15 protein-coding genes are annotated in these 15,822 nt (G+C 73.3%); 8 read left to right on the top strand and 7 right to left on the bottom strand.

The annotated features are described in order from the left end of the window. Positions 1–56: 56 nt before the first annotated feature. Genes RBH18_RS02360 through RBH18_RS02335 form a run of 6 tightly spaced genes read left to right on the top strand, consistent with a single transcriptional unit; the run spans position 57 to position 6,009 of the window. Positions 57–1,286 carry an MFS transporter gene (locus RBH18_RS02360; RefSeq protein ID WP_306204157.1) on the top strand — a complete coding sequence of 410 codons (1,230 nt, stop codon included), beginning with the start codon at positions 57–59 and terminating at the stop codon, positions 1,284–1,286. Continuing rightward, positions 1,279–2,295, top strand: coding sequence for a TolB-like translocation protein (locus RBH18_RS02355; RefSeq protein ID WP_306204156.1), 1,017 nt, complete (start codon positions 1,279–1,281; stop codon positions 2,293–2,295). Before RBH18_RS02360 ends, RBH18_RS02355 begins: the two co-directional genes overlap by 8 nt. A 17-nt stretch (positions 2,296–2,312) precedes the next feature. Beyond that, positions 2,313–3,494 carry a glycosyltransferase gene (locus tag RBH18_RS02350; RefSeq protein ID WP_306204155.1) on the top strand — a complete coding sequence of 394 codons (1,182 nt, stop codon included), beginning with the start codon at positions 2,313–2,315 and terminating at the stop codon, positions 3,492–3,494. Next, positions 3,491–4,720 carry a glycosyltransferase family 4 protein gene (locus RBH18_RS02345; RefSeq protein WP_306204153.1) on the top strand — a complete coding sequence of 410 codons (1,230 nt, stop codon included), beginning with the start codon at positions 3,491–3,493 and terminating at the stop codon, positions 4,718–4,720. The genes RBH18_RS02350 and RBH18_RS02345 overlap by 4 nt, the downstream gene beginning before the upstream one ends. Positions 4,721–4,729: 9 nt before the next feature. Continuing rightward, on the top strand, positions 4,730–5,221 hold the full coding sequence (locus RBH18_RS02340; RefSeq protein ID WP_306204151.1) for a pyridoxamine 5'-phosphate oxidase family protein: 492 nt from the start codon (positions 4,730–4,732) through the stop codon (positions 5,219–5,221). After that, positions 5,218–6,009: a class I SAM-dependent methyltransferase gene (locus RBH18_RS02335; RefSeq protein ID WP_306204150.1), complete on the top strand. Its 792-nt coding sequence runs from the start codon at positions 5,218–5,220 to the stop codon at positions 6,007–6,009. The genes RBH18_RS02340 and RBH18_RS02335 overlap by 4 nt, the downstream gene beginning before the upstream one ends. Here RBH18_RS02335 and RBH18_RS02330 read toward each other — a convergent pair. After that, the gene (locus RBH18_RS02330) at positions 5,928–6,599 is read right to left on the bottom strand and encodes a DNA-3-methyladenine glycosylase family protein (RefSeq protein WP_306204149.1); all 672 of its coding nucleotides are present in this window, start codon (positions 6,597–6,599) and stop codon (positions 5,928–5,930) included. The genes RBH18_RS02335 and RBH18_RS02330 overlap by 82 nt on opposite strands. Before the next feature lie 94 nt (positions 6,600–6,693). Here RBH18_RS02330 and RBH18_RS02325 point away from each other — a divergent pair, with 94 nt between their 5' ends. Beyond that, positions 6,694–6,903: a nucleotidyl transferase family protein gene (locus tag RBH18_RS02325; protein ID WP_306204148.1), complete on the top strand. Its 210-nt coding sequence runs from the start codon at positions 6,694–6,696 to the stop codon at positions 6,901–6,903. Positions 6,904–6,932: 29 nt separating this feature from the next. On the opposite strand, the gene RBH18_RS02320 is transcribed toward RBH18_RS02325, so the two are convergent. Next, positions 6,933–7,160 carry a hypothetical protein gene (locus RBH18_RS02320; protein ID WP_306204147.1) on the bottom strand — a complete coding sequence of 76 codons (228 nt, stop codon included), beginning with the start codon at positions 7,158–7,160 and terminating at the stop codon, positions 6,933–6,935. Positions 7,161–7,190: 30 nt separating this feature from the next. Between RBH18_RS02320 and RBH18_RS02315 the strand changes: the two genes are divergently transcribed. Then, positions 7,191–7,829 (top strand): TetR/AcrR family transcriptional regulator, encoded by a 639-nt coding sequence (locus RBH18_RS02315; RefSeq protein ID WP_306204146.1) that lies wholly within the window; start codon positions 7,191–7,193, stop codon positions 7,827–7,829. A 54-nt stretch (positions 7,830–7,883) separates the two neighbouring features. Here RBH18_RS02315 and RBH18_RS02310 read toward each other — a convergent pair whose 3' ends face one another. The 5 genes from RBH18_RS02310 to RBH18_RS02290 form a co-directional block, all read right to left on the bottom strand. Beyond that, positions 7,884–8,351 (bottom strand): nuclear transport factor 2 family protein, encoded by a 468-nt coding sequence (locus RBH18_RS02310; protein WP_306204145.1) that lies wholly within the window; start codon positions 8,349–8,351, stop codon positions 7,884–7,886. Positions 8,352–8,360: 9 nt separating this feature from the next. Then, the gene (locus tag RBH18_RS02305) at positions 8,361–9,791 is read right to left on the bottom strand and encodes a lipopolysaccharide biosynthesis protein (RefSeq protein WP_306204144.1); all 1,431 of its coding nucleotides are present in this window, start codon (positions 9,789–9,791) and stop codon (positions 8,361–8,363) included. Positions 9,792–9,798: 7 nt separating this feature from the next. Then, positions 9,799–13,434 carry a DUF4082 domain-containing protein gene (locus RBH18_RS02300; protein WP_306204143.1) on the bottom strand — a complete coding sequence of 1,212 codons (3,636 nt, stop codon included), beginning with the start codon at positions 13,432–13,434 and terminating at the stop codon, positions 9,799–9,801. 99 nt (positions 13,435–13,533) lie between these two features. Next, a complete protein-coding gene (locus RBH18_RS02295) occupies positions 13,534–14,904 on the bottom strand; it encodes an O-antigen ligase family protein (RefSeq protein WP_306204142.1) in 1,371 nt (456 codons plus the stop codon). After that, positions 14,901–15,776 carry a hypothetical protein gene (locus tag RBH18_RS02290; protein WP_306204141.1) on the bottom strand — a complete coding sequence of 292 codons (876 nt, stop codon included), beginning with the start codon at positions 15,774–15,776 and terminating at the stop codon, positions 14,901–14,903. The genes RBH18_RS02295 and RBH18_RS02290 overlap by 4 nt, the downstream gene beginning before the upstream one ends. Between the last annotated feature and the right edge of the window lie 46 nt (positions 15,777–15,822).

Below are 15,822 nucleotides of genomic sequence, written 5' to 3'. Positions count from 1 at the left end.
GGGCGGCGGGCACCGGCATCGGCCGCCGTTAGCGTGAGGGCGGAGAGGGGGACGACGTGTACGTGACGTTGCGGGACCGGCCGGGCGCGGAGACCCGCTCCGGCACGGTCGTCCGGCGGGTGTCCTCGACGGTCGTGCTGCTGGGCGTCGTGAGCCTGCTGACCGACGTGTCGTCGGAGATGGTCGCCTCGGTGCTGCCGCTCTATCTCACCGCCGCGGTCGGGCTCAGCCCGCTGGCGTACGGCTTCCTCGACGGGATCTACCAGGGGGTCAGCGCGTTCGTCCGGATCGCCGGGGGCTATGCCGGCGACCGCGGCGGACACCCCAAGTGGGTGGCGGTGCTGGGCTACGGGGCGTCCGCGCTCAGCCGGCTCGCCATGCTGCCCGCGGCCGGGTTCGCCGCGATCACCGCCGTGGTGACCGGGGACCGGCTGGGCAAGGGCCTGCGCACGGCGCCCCGCGACGCGCTGATCGCCGCGGCGTCCGACCCCGCCTCGCTGGGCCGCTCGTTCGGCGTGCACCGGGCGCTGGACACCACGGGCGCCGCCCTGGGTCCCCTGGTCGCGTTCGCGCTGCTGGCGTCGGTGCCGGGCAGCTACGACTCGATCTTCGTGGTGTCGTCCGGGTTCGCGCTCGTGGGGCTGGCCGTCCTGGTGCTCTTCGTGCCCAACCTGCGCACCGCCACGGGCGCCGCCCGCATCGGTCTGGGCCGGGCCGTGCGCGCGATCGGCGGCCGCCCGTTGCGCCGGCCGCTGCTGGCGGCCGGGGTGCTCGGGCTGCTCACCGTCGGGGACGGGTTCCTCTACCTCGCGCTGCAGGAGCGCGACGACCTCGCCGCCGGCTGGTTCCCGCTGCTCTACGTGGGGACGAACATCGCGTACCTCGCGCTCGCCGTGCCCCTGGGCCGCCTCGCCGACCGGGTGGGCCGGGCCCGGGTGCTGGTCGCCGGGCACGGGGCGCTGCTCGCCTGCTACCTGCTCGCCGCGCTGCCGACCGGCGGGTTCGGGCTGACGCTGGGCGTCCTGCTGCTGCTCGGCACGTTCTACGCCGCCACCGACGGGGTGCTGCCCGCCCTGGTGAGCCGGCTCGTGCCCCAGGAGGCGCGGGGGAGCGGGATCGCGGCCGCGCAGACCGTGGTGGCGCTGGCGCGCTTCGCGTCGTCGCTGCTCTTCGGCCTGCTGTGGAGCCTGCGGGGGCCGGGCGCGTCGCTGCTGCTCTTCGCGGGGCTGCTCGTGGCGGCCGTCCCGGTGGCGGGCCTGCTGCTGCGGGGCGCCGACCATGGCTGACCGGTGGCGGGTGGTGGCCTTCGGCGCCGTCGTGCTGACCGTCCTGGCCGGCACGGGCGGCTATGTGTGGCACGAGCGGACCCGGCAGGCGGACGAGGTACGCGCGGCCCCCGCGGTGCCGACCCGCGACGACCTCGCCGCCGTCCGGGACGCGCCGCACCTGGTCTTCCGGAGCACCGCGCTGGGACAGGGATACGGGACGGTCGCGATGGTGTCCCTGGACGCCCCGGACGGACCCCGCGCGTTCACCCCGGCGCACTGCGAGCGGGTGTACGCCACGGGCGCCGACGCGGTGTGCCTCTCCGCCGAGCGGGGACTGGTGACCAAGTACCGGGCGCAACTGCTCGGCGAGAACTGGGCGCCCGTACGGGATCTGCCGCTCACCGGCATCCCGAGCCGCACCCGGCTGTCGCGCGACGGGGCGTACGCGGCGACGACCACGTTCGTGTTCGGGGACTCGTACGCGAACCCCGGCCAGTTCTCCACGCGCACCGTGGTGACCGGGGCGGACGGGACGGCGTACGGGGATCTGGAGAACTTCGCCCTGACCGTGGACGGGCGCCGCAACACCAGCCCCGACCGCAACCTGTGGGGCGTCACGTTCGCGGGCGGCGACCGGTTCTACGCGACCGCGGCGTCGGGTGGGAAGACGTGGCTCGTCGAGGGCAGCCTCAGCCGGAAAGCGGTGACAGCGCTGCACGCCGACGTCGAATGCCCGTCGCTGTCGCCGGACGGGACGCGGGTCGCGTACAAGAAGCACGGGAAGTTGCCCGCCGGCCAGTGGCGGCTCGCCGTGCTCGACCTGCGCACCGGCGCCGAGACCCTGCTCGCCGAGACCCGCAGCGTGGACGACCAGGCCGAGTGGCTCGACGACGACACCGTGCTCTACGGGCTGGCGCGCGCGGGCGAGGGCACGTCGACCAGCGACATCTGGCGGGTCCCGGCCGACGGCACCGGGGCGCCCGCCGTCTACGTCCACGACGCCTGGTCACCGGCGGTCGTCCGGTGAGACCCCTGGGGAGAACAGTGACCGGCAAGCTCGGCGGGTCGCGCGGCGACCTGCTCGTCTACGTCGCCAGCACGCAGTACGACGGGCCGGCCGGCACCGACCGGCACGTCGCCGACGAGCTGTCCCGGCTGACCCCGGTGCTCTACGTCGACCCGCCGGTGTCCGCGCTGACCCGGCTGCGCAACCCGCAGCTCGCCGAGTCGTGGAAGCTGCCGCCGCTGAGCGTGCTGCGCCCCGGCCTCGCCCGCCTCGCGCCGCGGGTCACCCCCGGCATGTACCGCCCGGGCGCCCACCGCCTGGTGCCGCCCCTGATGCGCCGGGCGATCCGCAACGCCGCCGCCACGCTCTACGGCGAGTCGCGTACGCCGGTCGCTGCGATGGTCACCACCCGCACCGAACCGCTGCTCGGCGCGGTGCCCGCCCGCCGGACCGTCTTCTACGCCACCGACGACCTCGTCGCCGGGGCCGAGCTGTTCGGCATCCCCCGCGAGCGGATCGTCGCCCAGGAGGATGCGGTCCTGCGGCGCGCGGATGCGGTCGCGGCCGTGTCGGGTCCCCTCGGCGCCCGGTACGCGTCCCTGGGAGTCACCGCGACCGTGGTCCCGACCGGGTGCGACCCCGGCGCGTACGCGGGCGTGGACACCGCCCCGGTTCCCGCCGACGCCGCCCTGACCGGCCCGGTCGCCGGGTTCGTCGGCTACGTCAACGACCGCATCGACCTGGCCCTGCTCGAAGCCGTCGCGGACACCGGCTGCTCCCTGCTGGTCGTCGGCCCGGTGGCACCCGGCTACCAGGCCGCGCGCTTCTCGGCCCTCGCCGGGCGGCCCAACGTCGTGCACACCGGCCCCAAGCCGTTCGCCGAGCTGCCCGGCTATCTGCGGGTCATCGACGTGGGGCTGACGCCCTACGCGGACACCGCGTTCAACCGCGCCAGCTTCCCGCTCAAGACGCTGGAATACCTGGCCGCCGGGCGCGACGTGGTGTCCACGCCGCTGCCCGCCAACGAGTGGCTCGGCTCCTCGCTGGTCACCGTGGCCGCCGGTCCCGCCGGTTTCGCGGCCGCCGTGCGGGCGGCGCTGGGCCGGCCGCGTACACCCGATCTGGTCCGGCAGCGGCGCGAGCTCGCCGCCCGGCACACCTGGACCCACCGCGCGGGCGCGCTCGCCCGCCTCGCCGGCCTACGTCAGGAGACGCCGTGAGAATCCTGGTCTTCCCGCACTCCCTGGAGATCGGCGGCAGCCAGATCAACGCGATCGAGCTGGGCGCGACCATCCGCGACCTCGGCCACGAGGTGACCGTGATGGGCGACCCCGGCCCGCTGACCGCCCTCATCGAGAGCCTGGGCCTCGAGTTCGTGCCGCTGGCCGGGTACAGGCGGCGGCCCGCCCCGGCCCTCGTCCGCCAGATCCGCGACCTGGTCCGGACCCGGAGGTTCGACATCGTGCACGGCTACGAGTGGCCGCCGGCGCTGGAGGCGGCCGCTGCCACGTACGGGGATCCGGACGCCGCCGCCGTGTGCACCATCATGTCGATGGCCGTGGCGCCCTTCCTCCCGGCCCGGATGCCGCTCGTCGTGGGCACCGAGGCGCTGCGCGAGCACACCGCCGCCCGCCGCCCCGGCCCGACGTACCTCATCGAGCCCCCGGTCGACGTGCGCACCAACGCGCCCGGGCTGCCCGTCGACGAGTTCCGGCGCTCCTTCTCCCTCGACGGCGACTTCGTGGACATCGCGGTCGTCAGCAGGCTCGTGCCGGAACTCAAGCTGGAGGGCGTCCTCACGGCCGTCGACGTGGTCGGGGAGCTGGCGGCCACCCGGCCCGTGCGGCTGATCGTCGCCGGGGACGGCACCGCCCGCGCCGAGGTCGAGGCGCGCGCCTCCGCGGCCAACGCCCGGGCGGGACGCCGGGCGGTGGTGCTCACCGGCGAGCTGCGGGACCCCCGGCCCGCGTACGCGGCAGCCGACGTCATGCTCGGCATGGGCAGCTCCGCGCTGCGCGCCCTGTCCTTCGGCCGTCCCCTGGTCGTGCAGGGCGAGCGGGGCTTCTGGGAGCTGCTGACGCCGGACACCGTGGACCTCTTCCTGCACCAGGGCTGGTACGGCCTCGGGGACGGCACGGGCGGCGCGGACCGGCTGCGGGCGGCGCTGCTGCGGCTGCTCGACGACCCGATCCTGCGCGCCAAACTCGGCCAGTACGGCCGGGATCTGGCCGTGGAGCGCTTCAGCCTCCAGCACGCCGCCGACGTCCAGCTCGACATCTACCGCGCGGCGGTGTCCGGGCGGCGCTCCGGGCCGGCCACCATGGCGCGATCGGCGGCGGGGCTGCTCGCCTACAAGGTCAATCGCAAGTACGAGGCCCTTCGCGGCACCCAGCGCCGCGACGACTTCAACGCCGCGACCCTCGCCCAGTCGGCCCTCAGACGCTAGCGTGAAACGGTGCTGGAGACGCCGCCGGAAGTCGTCGCCCTGCAGAAGCTGCTCGACGAGTCGCGCGCGGGAGCGACCGCCCACCTGCGCGAGATCGTCAGCGACGACCGCGCCGTGACCGCCGCCGACCTGGTCAGGTTGCTGACCGGCATGAAGGTGCTCAGCGTCGCCACGGTGACCGCCGCCGGCGAGCCCCGGATCAGCGCGCTCGACGGCCATTTCCTGCACGGCACGTGGACCTTCGGCACGTCCGGCACCGCCGCGAAGGCCAAGCACCTGCGCAAGCGCCCGGCCGTCAGCGTCGCCCACGTGGACGGCGAGCGGCTGGCCGTCTTCAGCCACGGGCGCGCGGAGGAGCTCTCCGCGGACGATCCGGGCTTCGCGGAGATCATCGAGCACTGGACGGCCCACTACGGCACGTCGCCGCTGACCTGGGGGCCGGACATCCGCATGTACCGCCTCCGCCCGGCCTGGATGGTCGGTTACCGGGCGCCGGAATGACCGATGTGGAGGACACCGCGTCCGGCGCCGGCATGATGCGGGCGCTGGAACGGTACGCCTCCCCGCCGCTCTTCGACGACCCGCTCGCCGAGCGCTTCCTGACCGGCTGGCCCGCGGTCGTCACCCGGCACCGCCTGCTGCGGCAGGGCTTCCTGCGCACGCTGGACCGGGCGGGCCCCGGCTTCTACGGCGCGGTCGTCTGCCGCACGCGCGCCATCGACGACGCCTGCCGGGAGGCGCTCGCCGACGGGCTCTCGCAGGTGGTCGTCCTCGGCGCGGGCATGGACACGCGGCCCTACCGGATGCCGATGCCCGACGTGTGGGAACTGGACCTGCCCCGCGTGCAGGACACCAAGAAGGCAGCGGTGGTACGGGCGCTGGGCGCGCTGCCGGAGCACGTTCGCTACGCCCCGATCGACCTCGCCCGGGAGCCCGTGCCCGTGGTGCCCGGCCAGCCGGCGCTGGTGCTGTGCGAGGCGGTCAGCATGTACCTGTCGTCGTTGGAGCATGTGCTCGCGTACGCCGCCGCGCTGCCGCCCGGGAGCCGTTTCATCTTCACCTACCTGCCGCACAGCGTGTTCGACGATCCGCGGTACGCCGGGTGGCGGCGCCGGCTGCGCTGGCGGACCGCCTTCGAGCCGTCTTCCCTGACCCGGCTCGGCTTCTCGATCCTCGACGACCTGGGCGGCTCGGACTATCAGTCGCGCTATCTGCGTCCGGCCGGCCGGGTGCTCGACGTCTTCCCCGGCGAGCGCGTCGTGATCGCCGCCCGCCGCTCGCCCAGGTAGTGCTGCCACAGCAGCCGGGCCGCCACCGCCCGCCAGGGCCGCCACGCCTCGGCGCGCTCCTGAGCCTCCGCCGCGGCCGGCACGCGCGGCAGCTGCCACAGCTCCGCGATCCCGGCGGCCACGGCCAAGTCTCCGACCGGCCACGCGTCGGGCCGCCCCAGCGCGGACAGCCGGTAGATCGACGACGTCCACGGGCCGATGCCGGGCAGCTGCCGCAGCGCCCGATCGACATCGTCGTCATCGAGCCCGCCGAGCTCCTCCAGGACCAGCTCCCCGCTCGCCACCGCGTCGGCCAGCGCCCGCGCGTACCGGGCCTTCTGCCGGCTGAAGCCCACCGCCTTGAGCTGCGCGTCGTCGAGCTTCCGCAGGCTCCCGGCCGTCACCGGCCCGAGCCGCTCCAACCGCTCGAACGCCGCCCGCGCCGACGCCAGCGACACCTGCTGCTCCAGCAGAATGTGCACCAGCGTTCCGAACCCCGGCTCCCGCCCCCACACCAGCGGAAACCCGTGCCGCTCGACCACCTGGGCGAACCGCGGCTCGCGTCCCACCAGCTCGGCCACCCCGGCCCGCAGCACCGCGTCGCTCATCATGCCCCGCCTGATGCCCCCGGCGGCCCGGGCTAAGCACCCGTCCCGACCGGCGGCCGAGATCGCACGCCTTTCCCGGCGGGCTGGACCACCGTCGGTGCTCGCCTGGCACGGCCTGACCGCGGACTACTGCCACAGCCACGGCCACACAGTGATCATCCGCGGCGTCCGTAACGCCACCGACTACGAGCAGGAGTCCCGCCTGGCCGCGGCGAGCGAGTCGCTGGGCGTGCCGACGCTGCTCCTGCCCGCCCGGCCGGAGTTGGCCGCGACGTCGTCCACCGCGCTCCGCGCCGCACGCCGCTGACCGGCACGCGCCGTCCGGCGGCGCGCCGGTCAGCGGGTTGTTTCCGAGTCGACCTCGGTTTCGTAGATGAGGCGGGGCGGGTTGCCGTTGGTGAGGCCGATGAAGACGGGGTCGGCGGCCGGGGTCCAGCCGAGGCGCCGGACCTCGGCACGGGCGGCCTCGCGGGAGTCGTGGTGGATTTTGTCGGCCTGGTGCAGGCGCCGGACGCGGCGGGCGGTCGTGGGGTCGGAGGCGAGCTGAACGCGGACCGTCGGCATGGCTTAAGTTAACGCCGTTAAGGTGGGGCGGTGGAATCGATTTTCCTGCGTGATCCGGGGCGCCGGCGGCGGGCGTCGCCGCTGAGCCGGGAGTTGATCGTGGGCGCCGCGATCGCGCTGCTCGATCGGGACGGGAGCGCCGGCCTGACGATGCGGCGGCTCGCCGAGGGGCTCGGGGTGACCGCCACCGCGCTCTACTGGCATGTGCGGACCCGGGAGAATGTTCTCGACCTGGCCTTCGACCACATCTTCGGGGAGCTGCCGCTGCCCGGGGCCGCCCCGGACTGGCGGGACGACGTCCGGCATGTGCTCACGGGCTGGCGGGCGGTCATGCTGCGCCATCCGTGGGCGCCCGCTCTGGTCGGCCGGCCGGTGCTCGGGCCGCATGTTCTGGCCCGCACCGAGTTTCTTCAGGCGGCGCTGATCCGGGGCGGCCGGACCGGCCTGGAGCTGGCCGTCTTCACCCGGCTGCTGGCCAACTTCGTGATCGGCTCCGCCCTGACGGAGGCGACGGCGGCCGGGGGAGATGCCCGCCGGCACATCACGGCGGACCCGGGCGCCTACCCGGTGCTCCACGCCGAGGGGCACCTCGACGCGGGCCGCTGGAACGACGACGAGCTGTTCGAGCGTGGCCTCGAGGCGCTGCTCGATCAGCCGCGGCGAGGGTAGGGGACCACGGCGGGGACACGCGAGTGCAGCGGCTGAGGGCCGGGGAGCCGGCGCTCACTGACGGGGTGCGTCGGTGGCCTGACGGGGTGAGTCCATCGCCTGCGGGGGTGCGTCTGCCGCCTGCGGGGGTGAGTCGATGGCGGCCTCCTGCTGGATGCGGTCGAACTGGGCGGCCATGGCGGCGGCCAGGGTCTGGGCGGCGGAGAGGGGGCGGACCATGACCGTGAACTCGTCGATCAGGCCGTCGTCGTCGAGGTGCAGGAAGTCGCAGCCCTCGACCGCCACGTCGCCGATCCGGGCCGTGAAGACCAGCGCGTGGTCCCGGCCGTCGCCGCCGCTCAGCTCGCGGACGTAGCGGAAGTCCTCGAAGACCCGCAGCACGCCGCGCAGGATCGCGGCGGTGAGGGCCTTGCCCCGGTACGGCTTGAATGCCACCGGGCTCCGGAAGACGACGGTCTCGGCCAGGGTCGCGGCGATGGCGGACGGGTCGCGGGCTTCCACCGCGGTGCGGAAGTCGGTCATGCGGCCAGACTACGGCTGTCCCATCGCGCGCAGCTCCCGCAGCGACCGCCGCGACCGGTGGAGCAGAAGCCCCAGCGCCCCGGCCCCGACGACGCCCATCGCGGCCAGCGAGCCGAGATCGGTGGGCACAGTCCGGCCGGCGACGTATGCCAGTCCGGCCGCGACGGATGCGCCCAGCACGGGCACCGCCAGCCGGGCCAGGAACGCGCGCGGGGCGATGCCGGCGCGCCGGAGCTCGTACAGGTAAAGGGGAAGCACGACCGCGAGGCCGACCGCGAGCTGGGCCGCCGCGGCGCCGGGGGAGCCGCCGGAGCGGGCGCCGAGCCAGATCGCCGGGATCAGGGCGGCCAGCCAGAGGATCTGGACGGTGAGGACGACGCGGGTGTCGGCGAGCACGACGAAGTAGTCGTAGATCAGCTCGAAGACGATGCGCAGCGCGCCGAGCAGGGCCAGCCACGGCAGCACGTCCGCCGCCGGGCCCCACGTGGTGCCGTAGACCAGGCGGATCAGCGGGTCGGCGGCCACGGCGAGCAGGAGGCACACCGGCATGGTGAGGGAGGTCAGCAGCCCGGCGGTGGACAGGAAGGTGGCTCGCATGGCGGCGGGATCGTGCTGCAGGCGGGCCAGCGCCGCCGGGGCGACCGCGCGGACCGGCTGGGAGAACATGGTGACCGGCCAGTTGGAGAGGTTGACGGCCAGGACGTAGAAGCCGAGCGGCACCGGGCCGAGGACCGCGCCGACGAGCAGCCGGTCGATGTTGGCCACGGCGAAGACGATGATGCTCGAGCCGGCCAGGGGCAGGCCGAAGCGCAGCAGTTCGCGGGCCGTGGCGCGGTCGAAGCCGGGGCGCAGGCCGGCCGGGGCGAAGGCGGCGAGCAGGACGCCGCCGAGGACCGCGCCGGTGAGCTGCCCGTACGCGAGGCTCATGGCGCCGAGGCCGCCCAGCGCGCAGCCGATCGACACGAAGGAGCCCAGCCAGGTGGTGACCTGGTCGGCGATCATCTTGCGGCCCTGGCGGAAGTGCCGTTGCAGCAGCGCGGCCGGCGCGGCGACGATGCCGTTCACCAGGACACAGAGCGCCAGCACGCGTACGACGGGAGCCGCACCGGCATCGCCCATGAGCCGGGCGAACGCCGGGGCGCCCAGCCAGCACGCCGCGTAGACGGCGGCACTGGCGGCGATCGAGATGGTGGCCACCGTCGGGACCACCCGGGCGGGGTCGCCGGGCCACCGGACGATCGCCAGCGAGACGCCGAGCTCGTTGAAGCTCAGCACGGCCAGCAGCGCCACCATGGCGACGGCGAACGTGCCGAACTCCCGCGGCCCGAGGATCCGGGCCAGGGCGATCCCGATCGCGAGGGTGCCCAGGCGGGCGAGCGCGGTGCTGGCGAAGCTCCAGCCCAGCGCCCGGCCCGCCCGGGAGGCGAGCGTCTGTGTCATGAAGGTCCTATTCCACGAAGTACACGTCGACCCAGAAGTTGTGGTTGGATCCCTGGCCCGGGAAGCCGTTGGTGCCGTAGCCGAACATCCCGCCGCTCTGCGGGACCCGCAGCGGCACGCTGACGACGCCGGCTTGCGCGAAACCGTTGATGGTGGCCGAGTACAGCCCGACCGCCGTGTGATAGCTGACCACATAGGTCGTTCCCGCGGTGACCTCCACGGGTGTCGGGAAGCGGACCGACTGCCAGCCGGAGGCGGTCTCCGCGCCGAAGGTCGCCGAGGCGAGCGGGTCGCCGTCCGCGGTCCACAGCGTGCCGACGTGCTTGCCGATGTTGCCCGGGCCCTTGTAGAACCGCATGCCGGTGATCGTGCCGTCCACGTCCGGGATGATCCGCACGCCGACGTTGATGGGGTCGTGGTCGGCGTACTCGACGTCCGCCGGCAGGTCGCCGGCCCCGAAGACGGTCACCCCGGCCGGCGCGGGCGTGGGACCGGCATCGGCGTCGGGCAGGAAGAGCGGGTCGACCCAGTAGTTCGCCGAGCCGTAGGACTGGGCCGGGAAGCCGCTGGATCCGTACCGGAAGACGCCGTTGGCCCCGCCGGGTGCGCGCAGCAGCCCGCTGGTCCAGGGGGATCCGAAGAAGCCCGACGTGTACGCGTACCCGCCATTGGGCGCGAAGTAGGAGATCACGTACGACCCGCCGGCCTCGACCTGCACCGGGCTGTCGAACACCGCCGTCTGCCAGCCGTTGCCCGACTCCGGGCCGAACGTCACCTGCCGCAGGACCTGCTGGTCCGCCGACCACAGCGTGCCCGTGTGGGTGCCCGTGTTGCCGGGGCCCTGCCAGTAGCGCAGCCCGACGATCTTCCCGCTGGTCAGGGGCACGAACCGGGTGCCCACCTCGATCGGCGCGGACTCGTCGCTGCTGCCCACCGAGGGCACGGCGTCGTTCGCGAACAACTTCTTGACCGAGGGATCCAGGTCGGTGGTGAACGTCCACGTGACGGGTTCCTCGGTGGCGATGCCGTTGGTGTCGGTCGCCGTGACCCGCGCGGTGTAGGCGGTGGCGGCCTGCAGCGGATCCGCCGGCGTGAAGGTCGCCGTCTTCGTCGCCGCGCTGTACGCGACGCTCCCGTCCACCGCGGCGCCCGTGCCGTCCTTGACCGTGAAGTCGATCGTCGAGGCCGCGAGCGGCTTGGTGAACACCACGGACGGGTGCACCGCCGGGTCGACGCCGCTGGCGTTGTCGAGCGGCGTCGTCGCCACCGGCGCCGGCGGCGCGCTCGCGCTGGAGATGAACTGCACGTCGACGTAGTAGTTGGTGTCGTCGTAGCTGCGCTCCGGGAAGCCCGTCCCGTAGCCGAAGACCCCGTTGCCGCCGGTCGTGGCCGAGCGCGGCGCGGTGAGCGGGCCGGCCTCCCAGGCGTTGAGCGCGAACGCCTTGGCGTCGGCCGCGTAGTGCCCGTTCGGGGCGAAGTAGGAGACGACGTACGTGCTCCCGGGCTGCACCTCGACCGGCTTGGCCAGCTTCAGCGTCTGCCAGCCGTTCGCGGTCTCGTTGGTGTAGACGCCCGTCGCCAGCCGCTCGCCGCCGGCCGTCCAGAGGCTGCCGGTGTGCGTCCCCGTGTTGCCCGGCCCCTTGTAGAACCGCAGCCCCGTCACGAACCCCTCGACGCCGGGCTCGAACTTCACGCCCAGCTCCAGCGCCGTGGCGTCGCCCGCCGCGGTGGTGGCCGGCACCCGGTCACCGAACAGCGTGTTCTTGCCGGTGAGCAGGAACTGCCGGGTCGCCGGGGTGCCGATGTTCACGCTGTCGTCGACGGCCCGCACCTGGACCACCTGCGCGCCGAGGCCGGTGGCGTGGAAGGCGTACGTCCAGGAGGTCGTCCCGGTTGCGGGGTGCCAGCTGGCGCCCGAGTCGGTGGACACCTCGACGCCCGCGACCCGTCCCCCCACGTCGCTCGCCGTGCCGGACAGCGTCACCTGGGATCCGTCGGCGACCGTGGTGGTCGCGGCCGGGGAGGTGACGGACACCGTCGGCGCGGTCGTATCCGACGACGCCGTGGCCGGGTCGAGGGTGCCCATCAGCGTGGCCGGCTGCACGTTCATGTCGGCGAAGAGGTTGACCGTCGCCTGCTGCATCCGCTCGTCGACCGGTTGCACGTCGCCGTCGTGGTAGTCGTCGAGGCCCCACGCCCACTGGATCGTGCCCGCGGAGAACACCAGCGCGCCGCCGGCCGCGCGGTACATCGTCATGTGGTGCGTCGTGGTGCCCGCCGCGACGTTCTTGCCCCAGTCCAGCAGGTACTCGGGGGTCGGGCCGGTCGTGGTGGACAGCCGGATCAGCCCGGCGGGCCGGAAGCCGTTGTCCAGGTCCTCGTTCGACTCGTAGCCGACGGTGTGCGGGGCGAGCGTCGCCAGCCCCGAGGTCAGGTCGGCGACCGTGGTGTTGCGCCACAGCCGGTACTTGCCCTGCGCGGCGGGCACGGTCATCGGCAGGTCGGTCGAGTTCGCCATGTACGCCGTGCCGATGAGCGCGTTCTCCGGGTTCCCGCCGCCCGTGGCCGGGGGACTGAACCGCGGGTCCCGCCACGTGCCCGTCCACTGACTCGTGGGATCCAGCGTGTCCGTCTCCGCCCACGTCTCCTTGTAACAGGTGAGCGTGCGGTACGGGGTGGGATCCCCGGCCGTGCTCGGCTCGTACCGCGTCCGCCAGTAGACGTCGTTGCCGCTGAAGAAGGCGAGATGCGTGCCCGCGTCCCGGGCCTGCTCGACGTGCGTGCGCTGCGCCGCCGACCAGTACTCGTCGTGGCCGTTGGTGACGAACACCTTGTGGTGGGAGATGAGCTGTCCGCGCCGGTCGCTGTCGATGTTCGTGGTGTAGCTCAGGTCGTAGCCGTTGCGCTCCAGGAACCGCACCATCGGATACTCGGCGCTGAAGAAGAAGTCCCGGCCCTCCATGGCGCCGCGGGTGGCGAACGGGCGGTTGTAGCTCGTCTTGTACGCCCGCCCGTTCTCCCCGCCCTCGTAGAAGTCGGCGCCGCCGTAGAGGTTGTACGCCTGCCACGTCGCGTCCGAGGTCTGGAAGAACAGGTCCGATGTGCTCGTGTCGTCGCGCACCACGAAGATGATGTGGCTCGAGCCGCCGGTGTCGGGCCGGTGCAGCTTGGCGATGTAGACCCCGGAGACCTGCGTCGCCGGCACGTCCCACGACGCCGTGACGCCCCACTCGCCGCAGTCGAAGATGCTGGTGGTCGCGTTGGTGGCGCAGTCGGGCTGGTCGTTGGCGACCGCCGCGTCCGCGGTCAGCGGGGTGATGTGCCGGGCGCCCTTGCCGTCGTACCAGCCGAGCCGGTAGACGTCGATGTCGAAGGCGGGCGCGTCGGTCTTTATCTTGAAGTCGATCCGCTGGCCGGCATCGACGCTGATGTCCGTGCCGAAGCCCTGGATCGAGTCGTCGCCCGCCCCGAGGATGTCCCACTCCTCCTTGGGCGAGCCCGGCTTGCTGTTCTCGCACACGATGGGATTCACCACGGGCGCGCACGGATCCGCCGCGGCCGCCGTGGCGACGGCGACCGCGCCCCCGGCGACGCCCAGCACGACAGCGACGGCGAAAGACAGGATTCCCCGGAATTGATGCACGATGTTTCTCCCCCACGCCGGCCCCGAAAGGCCCCCGTCGTGAAGTTATCGCCGCCGCGTCCGGCCGGGCTCCGCCATTCGGTCCACAATCGCCGGTCGTCAGGAGAGCAATTTCCGCGGAAGCGTCGTGCGGATCATCCGGGCCGGGTGCGTCAGCCGCCACACGGCACCGGTCAGGCCGACCGTCAGGGCCAGCACCATGGTGTACGTGCTGAAGCTGAGCGAGTCGAAGAAGGCGGCCACCACCAGCGCGATCACCTGCGTCGCGATGAGTGCCGTGCACAGGTGACGGTCCTCGGCCGTCGTCGCCCGGCGCGCCGCGATCCAGGCCAGCGCGATCGCGCAGAGGTGCAGCAGGGCCAGCATCGCCACGCCGATCACGCCGGTGCTCAGCGCCTGGGCGAGCCATTGATTGTCGAGGAATTGATATTGCGGGGAGATCCAGGTGCCGGTGCCGCGCCCGAACCACGGCCTTTGTGAGAAGTAATAGCCGACCATTTCGTACCGCTTGGTGCGGGTGGTGATGCTGGTGTCCGTGCCGGCGTTGGCGAAGAGATCGACGAGCGTGTTCATGAGCGACGGGCGCACGAGCATCAGCCCGGTCACGAGGACGAGCCCGATCGCGGCCATGTTGTAGCGCATCCGCCAGCCCCACACCGGCAGCATCACGAGCAGCGCGATCCCGATGGCCACGAAGCCGGTGCGGGAGACCGTGGCCGGGACCGCGGCCGCGATGATGACCGCGGCGACGGCGAAGAGCTGCCGGGTCCGCCGCCGCGGCGCGAACCGGGCGAAGTGGATGGCGAAGGGCAGCGTCATGGCCATGACCGTGCTGAACTCGATGTAGTGCGTCATCGTGCTCGCCACCCGGATCGCCCCGCCGCGCAGCTCGAAGCCGGGCTCCACGCCGTTGGAGGACAGGCCCGGGATCGACACGTACTGGGTGAAGTCGAGCCAGAAGGCGAACTGCACGAGACCCAGGAAGGCGACGACCGTGGCGCACCACACGAGCACGCGCAGCACCCCGCGCAGCCGGTCCCAGTTCGGGATCCCGTCGGCCGCGGTCAGGATGACACCGGTGAAGGCCAGCGCCGCCAGCAGCGCCCGGTCGGCACCGTTGGCCTCCATCGCCGTCAGGCCACGCCAGTAGCCGGCGGCGTACGAGATGAGCAGCGCGACCATGTAGGCCAGGACGGACCACCGCAGGGGCTGCGGGCCGCCGACCATGAGCCGCGGGTTGAAGCGGACCAGCACCCACCAGCACCAGAGCCCGATGCCGAGCAGCACGGCCGGGCGCCCCACCTCGCTGAGCGCCGGGATGATGAGCCGCGCCGGGATCAGCATCACCAGGCACACCATGAGGCTGAGCAGGCCCGCCGCGTCGAGCTTGGTGAAGCGCCGCCGGCTCGCGTAGGTGCCCCGGGCCAGCAGCGACGGCTCGAGGTCGGTCGGGTGCGGCAGGACGCTCAAGGACGCTTGCTCCCGTTGGCGCCGCCCGGCGACGGCAGCACGACGGTCTCCTCACCGGGTCGCCGGGGGATGACCTGCGTTTCGTCGCCGGCGGCCGCGACCGGGGCGGCGGGCCCGGCCGGCGCCGCCACGCGCTGCTCGGGCAGCACGGAGGCGATGGCCGGCACGCCGGATGCCGCGGCCGCCCCCGGAGATGCGGATGCCGCCCCCGAAGATGCGGCGGGCGCCCCTGGGGATGCGGATGCCGCCCCGGTGGGCGCGACGGTCTCGGGGGTCGCGGCGGGCTGTGCGGCGGCTGCGGCGGCCCGCCTGCGGGAGCGGCGGCGCAGCAGCGCGTCGGCGGCCACCGTCAGTGCCGCGGCGAGCAGGGCGCCGACCCCGGCGACCGCGATGAGCGCCCGCTTGACCTTCGAGGTCGACTCCTCGATGTTGTCGCCCAGGTCGAGGCGCCGCGCGGTGATCATCTGATCCTTCGGGGCGCCGTAGTCCTTCTGCAGCGTCCCCACCGTGTCGGAGAAGTGCTTGATGAGCCGCTCCGACGTGAGGGTGGCCTGCGCCTCGTCGTCGCCGATCACCTCGAACGTGACGATGGGCAGCTGCGGGTCCTGCGTCGCCGTGAAGTCGTCGCTGAAGCCGGCGTCGTGCAGCTGCTTGACCACCTTCTGGTCCTGCACGGAGATCATGCCGGCCTTGGTCAGCGACGCGAGCCCCAGGTCCAGCCACGGGTTGCGGGCGGTGGCCTTGGTGTCGTCGACCGCCTTGGGCGTGATCGCGGGCGGCACGAGCTGGACGTAGCTGGTCGCCACGTAGTCCGGCTCCACCCGGGAGGCGACGAAGAGGGTGGCGCCGATCGCCACGAGGAACAGGGGCACGGAGACATACCAACGCCGGAACATCAGCTTGGTAAGGTCCCAAAAA

The sequence above is a fragment of the Actinoplanes oryzae genome (assembly GCF_030757795.1).
GTDB lineage: Bacteria > Actinomycetota > Actinomycetes > Mycobacteriales > Micromonosporaceae > Actinoplanes.
This window is presented reverse-complemented; position numbering and strand designations above follow the sequence as displayed.